The organism is Microbacterium sp. H6 (assembly GCF_003314775.1).
GTDB lineage: Bacteria > Actinomycetota > Actinomycetes > Actinomycetales > Microbacteriaceae > Microbacterium > Microbacterium oxydans.
Genome location: NZ_QOAY01000192.1, coordinates 43,659 through 52,569, shown reverse-complemented (window position 1 = coordinate 52,569; position 8,911 = coordinate 43,659). Strand labels below are relative to the sequence as shown.

At 66.3% G+C, this 8,911-nt stretch carries 8 protein-coding genes, 4 tRNA genes and 1 pseudogene; 8 read left to right on the top strand and 5 right to left on the bottom strand.

The window, feature by feature from the left end:
• Positions 1-129: 129 nt before the first annotated feature.
• Both DSP71_RS12835 and DSP71_RS12830 read left to right on the top strand, forming a co-directional pair.
• Positions 130-663, top strand: coding sequence for a copper chaperone PCu(A)C (locus tag DSP71_RS12835; RefSeq protein WP_046747239.1), 534 nt, complete (start codon positions 130-132; stop codon positions 661-663).
• Positions 663-1,887, top strand: a pseudogene (locus tag DSP71_RS12830) (Dyp-type peroxidase). The gene DSP71_RS12835 and the pseudogene DSP71_RS12830 overlap by 1 nt, the downstream one beginning before the upstream one ends.
• A 151-nt stretch (positions 1,888-2,038) precedes the next feature.
• Here DSP71_RS12830 and DSP71_RS12825 read toward each other — a convergent pair.
• From DSP71_RS12825 to DSP71_RS12815, 3 genes are all read right to left on the bottom strand, one after another.
• A tRNA-Val gene (locus DSP71_RS12825) sits at positions 2,039-2,110 on the bottom strand.
• Positions 2,111-2,137: 27 nt separating this feature from the next.
• Positions 2,138-2,208: transfer RNA gene (locus tag DSP71_RS12820), tRNA-Cys, on the bottom strand.
• A 54-nt stretch (positions 2,209-2,262) separates the two neighbouring features.
• A tRNA-Gly gene (locus DSP71_RS12815) sits at positions 2,263-2,335 on the bottom strand.
• Between the two features lie 151 nt (positions 2,336-2,486).
• Between DSP71_RS12815 and DSP71_RS12810 the strand changes: the two genes are divergently transcribed.
• The 4 genes from DSP71_RS12810 (at position 2,487) to DSP71_RS12800 (ending at position 5,787) form a co-directional block, all read left to right on the top strand.
• Positions 2,487-2,562 (top strand) — tRNA-Val (locus tag DSP71_RS12810).
• A 463-nt stretch (positions 2,563-3,025) separates the two neighbouring features.
• Positions 3,026-4,672, top strand: a complete 1,647-nt coding sequence (locus DSP71_RS12805) for a sodium:solute symporter family protein (protein WP_113681292.1) — start codon at positions 3,026-3,028, stop codon at positions 4,670-4,672.
• Positions 4,672-4,803 carry a putative transporter small subunit gene (locus tag DSP71_RS22730; RefSeq protein ID WP_211368750.1) on the top strand — a complete coding sequence of 44 codons (132 nt, stop codon included), beginning with the start codon at positions 4,672-4,674 and terminating at the stop codon, positions 4,801-4,803. Before DSP71_RS12805 ends, DSP71_RS22730 begins: the two co-directional genes overlap by 1 nt.
• Before the next feature lie 102 nt (positions 4,804-4,905).
• Positions 4,906-5,787, top strand: a complete 882-nt coding sequence (locus DSP71_RS12800; RefSeq protein ID WP_113681273.1) for an aldo/keto reductase — start codon at positions 4,906-4,908, stop codon at positions 5,785-5,787.
• A gap of 20 nt (positions 5,788-5,807) precedes the next feature.
• On the opposite strand, the gene DSP71_RS12795 is transcribed toward DSP71_RS12800, so the two are convergent.
• Positions 5,808-6,905 carry a sorbosone dehydrogenase family protein gene (locus tag DSP71_RS12795; RefSeq protein ID WP_181800731.1) on the bottom strand — a complete coding sequence of 366 codons (1,098 nt, stop codon included), beginning with the start codon at positions 6,903-6,905 and terminating at the stop codon, positions 5,808-5,810.
• A 92-nt stretch (positions 6,906-6,997) separates the two neighbouring features.
• Between DSP71_RS12795 and DSP71_RS12790 the strand changes: the two genes are divergently transcribed.
• Positions 6,998-7,441 (top strand): GIY-YIG nuclease family protein, encoded by a 444-nt coding sequence (locus tag DSP71_RS12790; protein WP_082738598.1) that lies wholly within the window; start codon positions 6,998-7,000, stop codon positions 7,439-7,441.
• A 70-nt stretch (positions 7,442-7,511) separates the two neighbouring features.
• Here the strand turns inward: DSP71_RS12790 and DSP71_RS12785 are convergent, their stop codons facing one another.
• A complete protein-coding gene (locus DSP71_RS12785; RefSeq protein ID WP_058631749.1) occupies positions 7,512-7,898 on the bottom strand; it encodes an SPW repeat protein in 387 nt (128 codons plus the stop codon).
• A gap of 281 nt (positions 7,899-8,179) precedes the next feature.
• On the opposite strand from DSP71_RS12785, the gene DSP71_RS23795 reads away from it, so the two are divergent.
• A partial coding sequence (locus DSP71_RS23795) for a DUF1611 domain-containing protein (RefSeq protein WP_258546429.1) occupies positions 8,180-8,911 on the top strand: 732 nt, incomplete at its 3' end.

Sequence of the window (8,911 nt, the reverse complement as noted above, 5' to 3'; positions counted from 1 at the left end):
CGGCGCAGGCGGGGCGACGATCGCCGTCCTCGTCTTCGTCGCCATTCGATTCCTTCGCCGTCCTCGGACGGCAGCCGCACCGCCGGAAGCCGGCGGTTCCGCGGCAGATGACCTGTGAAAGACACCATCATGAACACCACGAAGAACCTTCCCCGTCTGGCAGCTGTGATCGCTGTCTCCCTCCTCGCACTCACGGGGTGCACTCCGGAGAGCACTCCGACCGAATCGGCGCCGCGCCCGGCCGGCGAGACCGTGACTATCGAGGATGCCTGGGTCAAGTCGGCCGACGAGGGCATGTCGGCAGGATTCGGCACACTCGTCAACAGCGGAGACGACGATGTGACCGTCGTCTCCGTCGCGTCCGAGGCGTCGAACATGCTCGAGCTGCACGAGACTGTCGAGAACGAGGCCGGAGAGATGGTGATGCGCGAGAAGGACGGCGGCTTCATCATTCCCGCCGGCGGGAGCCTCCCTCTGGAGCCCGGCGCCAACCACATCATGATGATGGATCTGACGGGTCCCCTCACCGCAGGCAGTGACGTCACCTTCACCCTGACCTTCTCCGATGACTCGACATTCGAGTTCACCGCACCCGTCAAGGATTACTCCGGTGCGAACGAGAACTACGAGGGCGGCGACATGCAAGACGGCTCGGGGCAGTGATGTCGGCGCCCGCTGAGGGCGCCCGCTCCCGTCGCACCGGGTCGACCCGGCGACAGTTCCTCCTCGGAGGAGCTGTCGCCGGCGTCGGCGCGGTCGCGGCGGTCGGAGTGGATCTCGCCCTGAACGATCAGAAGGACGACGCGAAGCCGGTCGCCGCTCCGATGAACGGCGACCAGACGGTGCCCTTCTTCGGCACGCACCAGGCCGGTGTCGACACCGCAGCGCAAGCTCACGGTGTCTTCGTGGGCCTCGACCTCCATGATGACGTGGACCGCGAAGGGCTCGTTCGCCTGATGCGGATCCTGACGGACGACGCGGCCCGGCTCACACAGGGGGTCCCCGCCCTCGCTGATTCCGAGCCGGAGCTCGCCCTCGCACCTGCGCGGCTGACCATCACCTTCGGCTTCGGCCCCGACCTGGTCGCCCGCGCTGGCAGAACGAGCCCGACGTGGCTCGCGCCTCTGCCGGCGTTCGGTGTGGATCAGCTGCGGCCGGAGTTCTCGGACGGCGACCTTCTGATCCAGATCGCCGGTGACGACCCGCTGACGGTCGCCCACGCGACGAGGATGCTGTTGAAGGATGCCCGTGGCTTCGCGAGCATCCGATGGACCCAGCAGGGCTTCCGTCGCGCCTACGGTACAGAGCGCCCAGGGACGACGATGCGCAACCTCTTCGGGCAGGTCGACGGCACCACCAACCCCGAACCGGGAACGGCGGACTTCGACGGGGTCGTGTGGAGCGCGGACGGGTGGCTGGCGGGCGGGACGGGCATGGTGCTCCGCCGCATCCGGATGGACCTCGACAAGTGGGACCGGCTGGACCGCGGCGGTCGGGATGCCTCCGTGGGGAGGACCCTCGCCAACGGGGCGCCACTGACCGGGACGGAGGAGTTCGACGAACCGGACTTCGAGGCCAAGACATCGATCGGGTTCCCCGTGATCCCGCAGTTCGCGCACATCCGGCGCGCGCGGCGATGGCAGCGAGAGGATCTTCCGCCGCGCGTACAACTACGACGAACGTCCGGTCGGCTCCGAAGTCTCCGAGTCCGGGCTGATCTTCATCTCATTCCAGGCCGACATCGAGCGGCAGTTCATCCCCATGCAGCGTCGACTGGACGAGCTCGACCTGCTCAACGAATGGACGGTCCCGATCGGGTCCGCGGTGTTCGCCATCCCGCCCGGATGTATGGAGGGCGGGTACATCGGGGAGACGCTTCTCGCATGAACCGGCGGATGTCGGGTCCGGTGAACGGATGTCGGGGCGAAAGCCTGATTCGGGCCCGACATCCGTTCACCGGTCCGACATCCCTGCGCTCCGCCGTGCGGAGCGACGTGGAACACGAAAAAACCCCCGGAGAACCGGGGGTTTCTGTCTGTGCGCGATACTGGGATCGAACCAGTGACCTCTTCCGTGTCAGGGAAGCGCGCTACCGCTGCGCCAATCGCGCCCGTTGGGGCTATTCAGTTTTCCCGTGAGGTGGCGACGGGATTCGAACCCGTGTAAACGGCTTTGCAGGCCGGTGCCTAGCCGCTCGGCCACGCCACCGTGTGGATTGACCCCACGTGCTGCACGCCTTCCTGAGAAGACCTGCTGCACTCGAGCGGATGACGAGACTCGAACTCGCGACCCCAACCTTGGCAAGGTTGTGCGCTACCAACTGCGCTACATCCGCATTTCGTTCCCGGTTGTCCCGGGCACTCATGAAACATTAGCCGAAGATCCGCACTCCGCCAAACCGGCAGCGAATCTCGCGCGTGTCTCGCTGAGTGGTCTTCACCGCCCCGTAGCGTCCGGTAGTATCGGTTGACGTACCCCACAGGTATGGGCGATTGGCGCAGTTGGTAGCGCGCTTCCTTCACACGGAAGAGGTCATCGGTTCGAGTCCGGTATCGCCCACCATCCAGCCCCCGGTCTCCCCGGGGGCTTTCTTGTTCCCTCACCATGCGCCCCGCGAGTTTCCTGAGAACTTGCTATGGTCGAAAGACGCTCATCCCCCGGAGCGATGGTCACGCGTTCACGGTGATCTCAGGCGTCAGATGCCCGGAGGCTCACCGACGCGATCCACGAATCCCGTTCGAGGATGCACTGCTGTTCGGTGCGCCCGGAAACGGCCGTCCCGAAAGGAGCCGCACCCCGGGCCACTCGTCTGTGTGCTGCGATGCGCCTCAGTGGTCCAGGTTCGTTCTCGCCATGTCGACCGCTTACCGCAGCCCCCGCAATCCCCAACACCAGACGACGCAGTACTCCCCCACCTAGCGGGACTCGTTCTCCATCGACACGCGGCAACGCCGCATCACGACGAGAAAGCGAGTACCCGGTGGAAGAATTCACCACACTGTCAGGCCCGATCGTGGTCCTGCTCATGCTGCTGTTCTTCGGCGGCAGCCTCTACATGTCCATCCGCATCTCCCGGAGAAGGGAGAACGCCGACGGATACATGACCGGCGGCGGCAAGATCGGCTTCGGTATCTCGGCCGCGTCGATGACGGCCACCTGGATCTGGGCATCCTCGATGTACGCCTCTGCGACATCCGGATACACCTACGGCATCTCCGGGCCCATCCACTACGGCCTCTGGGGCGCGCTGATGATCCTGCTCATCTACCCCTTCGGTCGACGCATCCGCAAGGTCGCGCCCCACGCGCACACGATCGCCGAAGTGATGTTCGCCCGCCACGGGCGCTCGAGCCAGCTCATGCTCGCCGGCTCCAACGTGCTCGGGAGCCTCATCAGCCTCACGTCGAACCTGATCGCCGGCGGAGCACTGGTCGCGATGCTGTCACCGTTCACGTTCACGCAGGGCATCGTCGCCATCGCGATCGGCGTTCTGGCCTACACGCTGTGGTCGGGGTTCCGGGCCTCCGTGCTGACCGACTTCGCGCAGGTCATCGCCATGCTGGGAGCGGTCGCGATCATCGTCCCGGTGATCTTCTTCGCCGCGGGGGGACCTGAATTGTTCGTCACGGGCGCGTCGAACCTCACTCCGCAGCAGCGAGACTTCTTCTCCTCGGATGCCTTCTTCAACCAGGGAGCGCCGTACATCGCTGCCGTGCTCGCCTACGCCATCGGGAACCAGACCATCGCGCAGCGGCTCTTCGCGGTTCGCGAAGACTTGATCAAGAAGACCTTCGTCACGGCGACCTTCGGTTATGGCGCATCGATCATCGGCATCGGCATGCTGGGCGTGCTCGCCCTGTACGCGGGAGTCCAGCCCATGGACGGCGACGTGAACAACCTGATCCCGCAGATGGCGTCGACCTATCTGCCGCCGATCCTGATCTGCGTGTTCTTCGTCATGATCATCGGATCGCTGTCCTCCACCGCGGATGCCGATATGACAGCGCTCTCGTCGATCATGATGGCCGACGTCTACGGCCAGAACATCGCGGGGAAGAAGAACGCGAACCCGAAGACGATGCTGCTCGTCGGCCGACTCACGATGATCGGCGCGACGGCCGCAGCGCTCTGCTTCGCGTCGATGCAGTTCAACATCCTCGACCTGCTGGTCTTCGTCGGCGCGATGTGGGGAGCGCTCGTGTTCCCCGTCATCGCGAGCTTCTACTGGGATCGCGTCACGAACGCCGCGTTCAGCATCGCCGTGATCGCCGCCCTCGCCGCGTTCCTGCCGGTGCGATTCGAGTGGATCTCCCTGTCCGGCGGCTGGGGGCTCGTGAGTGACATCCTGTCGGTCATCGGGATCGGGGTGGTCCTCGCTCTGATGTCGTTCGGCTTCTTCGGCCTGCGGGTGGCACTGATCGTCGGTGGGCTCGCCACCGTCATATCGGCTCCGTTCGCGATCGGCTTCCTCCACGAGTATCCGGTGCTGTCGGGCTCGCTGGTGGCCTACGCGGTGAGCACGCTCGTCTGCGTCGGCCTCACGATGATGAACAGGACGAGGAGATTCGACTTCGATCTGATCAAGGAACGCACCGGCCGCTTCGACACCGTGGCGGTCGCGCCGACAGCCGATGTGAAGGGCGACAACACGCTCGCCGGAAAGGACGCCTGATGGAGACCCTGCTGTTGACCGCCTACGTGCTGGTGTGGCCGATCATCGTCGTCGGCGTGCTCGCCGTCGTGATCCGCGCATTCGTGAAGGATGCCAAGGAAGCGAAACGCGAAGGACGCGACATCATCTGACGATCGAAGACCCCGCGCAGGCATAGACGAACCGTCTGTGCGGGGTCTGCCGGGTACTGACCGTACCTCCCACGCTCTGACGACCGGGCATAGCGTCGAGTGATGACCACTCACCTCACCTTGAACAACGGGGTCGCGATGCCCGCACTGGGTTTCGGCGTCTTCCAGACTCCCCCCGCCGAGACGGCGGACGCCGTCGCTTCCGCTCTGGAGGTCGGATACCGACTCATCGACACCGCGGCGGCCTACGGGAACGAACGCGGCGTGGGCGACGCGCTCCGGGCGTCGCGTCTCCGCCGCGACGAGGTCTTCCTCGAGACGAAGGTCTGGATCTCCGACTACGGGTATTCGGAGACGCTCCACGCGTGGGAGAAGAGCGTCCGCAAGCTGCAGGTCGACGTGATCGACCTCTTCATCCTCCACCAGGCCCTCCCCGGAGAGTTCGATCGCACCATCAGCGCCTACAGGGCTCTCGAGGCCCTGCTCGCGGAGGGCAAGGTACGAGCGATCGGCGTGAGCAACTTCATGGTGCCCCATCTCGAACGGCTGCTCGCGGAGACCACCATCGTGCCGGCGGTGAACCAGATCGAGGTGCACCCGTACTTCTCGCAGAAGCCGCTGCAGCGGCTCGGCACGGAGCACGGCATCCTCACCCAGGCATGGTCGCCGATCGGCGGCATCACGTCTTACCGAGGGGACGAGTCCCGAAGCACGTTCAACGACCCCGTGATCCGTGCGATCGCCGAGGCGCATGGCAAGACGACCGCTCAGGTGATGTTGCGCTGGCATCTCCAGAACGGCGTCCAGGCCATTCCGAAGTCCGTCACGCCCGCTCGCATCGCCGAGAATTTCGACGTCTTCGACTTCGTGCTCAGCGCCGACGAGATCGGTCGCATCGACGATCTCGACTCCGGTGTGCGCGGTGGACCTGAGCCTGAGGCCATCACGCTCGAGGCGTTCGGGCGCGAGATTCCCGAAGAGTGAGGTCGGCGCCGGCCGCCGCGCTACTCGATCTGGACACGGACGACGCGGTCGTCGCCTTCACGCGGATCACCACGCCCGTCCGTGTTGTTCGTGAGGATCCAGAGCGCCCCGTCGGGAGCGACCGCGACGTCGCGCAGCCTCCCGAGCGCGCCGACCAAGTGCTCCTCGGCGATGCGGAGAGCGGAGAGCGGCGCTTCCCGGAGCCGCTCCCCTCGGAGGTTCGCAATGAAGATCGATCCCGACGCGATCGCGATGCCGCTCGGACTCGCGATGTCCGGCGGCCACTGCTGGATCGGATCGACGAACTCCTCCCGATCGGCGATGCCCTCGACCGTCGGCCACCCGTAGTTGCCACCGGGCTCGATCACGTTCAGTTCGTCCCAGGTGTCCTGACCGAACTCACTCGCATACAGGGTTCCATCCTCATCCCGCGCGAGTCCCTGCGGGTTCCGGTGTCCGAAGCTGTAGACGGCTGATCCGGCAACAGGATTGTCCTCCGGGATCTCCCCGTCGGGCGTGATGCGGAGGATCTTCCCTGCCAGCGACTCCAGGCCCTGTGCGCCATCGCGATCTCCTGCGTCTCCGACCGTGACGTAGAGCATGCCGTCGGGGCCGAAGGCGATCCGTCCGCCGTTGTGGTTCCCGGCGGCCGGGAGATCGGAGAGGATCGTCTCCGATCGGCCGAGCTCCATCGCCCCCGGCAGCCCCGACAGGGCGAAACGCTGCACCCTGTTCTCGTCGGCGGCCGTCGAGTACGCGTACAGCCACGCATCCCGTACGGCGATGCCGAGGAGCCCGCCCTCGCCGCGCGGCTCGACGCCGGGAACCACGCCCACCTCACGCAGCGCCCCCTCGTCCGAGACCTCGAGGATGCGGGCGGTGTCACGTTCACTGATCAACGCGACGTCTCCGGAGAAGGCGATGGACCAGGGAGCCGCCAGACCCTCCGCGATCGTCGTGACCTCTCCCGCTGGCATGTCTCCGGACTCCGCAGGGCGCGTCGGACCCGGTGGCGTGGGAGTCGTCGGCGTGACGGCCGGCGGCGCGCACGCGACGAGTGCGATCGCGCCGAGCCACAGCGCGAGCGACGCCTTCATCATCCGCACCGCCGCCATCATCCTCGTTCCCTCCGCCGATGGACTCGACCCTACGCACGTCGCGCCCCAGGGTGAAGAGCGCGGGTGTCCGAGGGGGCGCGTAGCCTGCCACGGTGTCGTCCGAACTCACACTGCCGGGTCCGTGCGCCCTCTGCGGGAACGCGCGAGGTGTCCGCCGAGACGGCGCCTTGTGCTGCAGCTCCTGCGGTTGGCGGTACGGTGATGCCCCCGATACCGACCTGCCTCTCCCCCGGGTCGATGTCGTCTACTACATCCGCTTCCACCGCCGCGTGAAGATCGGCACGAGCCGCCGTCCGCGGCAGCGACTGGCGAACATCCGGCATGAAGAGCTCCTCGCCTTCGAGCGCGGAGGGCGAGCTGTCGAGCAGCAACGCCACAGGGACTTCGCCAGCATCCGTGAAGGAGGCGAATGGTTCACGTTCACGGATGAGCTCCGCACCCACGTCGCCGCGCTCCAGCGGGAGGGCGATCCCTGGCGGCTCTACGGCCGCTGGTTGAGCGAGACGCTCCGCGGCGTCGAAAGCACACGCGACTAGCCCCGACATGACGATGCCGGGCGACTGCTTCGGGAAGTCCAGTCGCCCGGCACCGCGTCCGGGGGTGGGGTCAGGCCGTTGCGGCGCGTCCCCGGGCGGTCGCGGGCTGCGGCTGGGAGAACAGCACCACGACGATCACGGCGACTCCGACGACGACGTGCGGGAGCCAGACGTTGAGCGCCTCACCGGCGAATCCGAAGATCCACGGCGAGAGCGCCAGGAAGAGGCTGGCGACGATGTCGAACACGAGGTGGACGGGCATCGGGATGAAGCCGAAGGGGCCCCACTCGTACTTCGTGAAGAGGCTGTAGACGATCAGCCCGACGCCGAGCACGATCGGGATGATGACCGCTGCTCCGCCGACACTCGCGAAGCCGAACAGCCAGGGGGCGGCGATGAGCGCGATGCCGACGATGTAGTCGAGGACTCCGTGGACCTTGGTGGGGATGAAACGCATGATTCCTCCTTGGGTGGCGCCGCTTTTCGCGACTCACCGATGGTTCGAAGCACACGTCCGATCGGATTGCCCTCCTTCATGCGTCGATCGGAAATCGAGGTGTTCCGGCCGGTCCGGCACCGGACCGGCCCTTTACTTCCTCGCGGCCCGGTCCCAGACAGCACTGCTACGGTGAAGATGTCGGCATCTTGTCGGCATCAGGGAAGACTTCTCGTCGACCAACGGGCCTCATCGGTCATTTCGTTCTCCGTCGCCTCCTCTGTGTGAGCCCGAGGAGCGTCATGCCCACCCCGTCAATCCCGTCCTTCATCGACCCCGCGCACGCGTGGGCTGCGCCCATCGCCCTCCCCGCGGGGACGACGGCGATCGTCTACTGCGAAGGCCAGTTCGGCGAGCAGGACGGCAAGACCGCCAACGGCCTGGTCCGCCACTCCGAGAAGTACGAGGTCCTCAGCGTCATCGACAGCACTCACGCCGGCGCGGATGCCGGAATGTTCCTGGACGGGCGCGCGAACGACATCCCGATCCTCGAGGGTCTCCCCACGGCTATCGCGCACGCCGGCCAGGTCCCGGACTACCTGATCTGCGGCGTCGCCCCCGCCGACGGACTGCTCTCCGCCGACCAGCGGACAGTGCTCCTGGACGGCATCGCCCGCGGGATGCACATCATCAACGGCCTGCACGAGTTCCTCACAGACGATGCCGAGTTCGTCGCGGCCGCGCTGCTCGCCCAGGTCACGATCACCGACATCCGCCGCCCGAAGGACAAGAAGGATCTCCACCTGTTCTCCGGACGCATCTTCGACGTGACCTGCCCGCGTATCGCGATCCTCGGTACGGATGGAGCGATCGGCAAGCGCACGACAGCGACGATCCTCGTCCGTGCGCTCAACGAGCAGGGCATCCATGCCGTATTGGTCGGCACCGGTCAGACCACGATCATCCAGGGCGGGAGATACGGCGTCGCGCTCGACGCCCTCGTGCCGCAGTTCTGCTCGGGGGAGGTCGAGAAC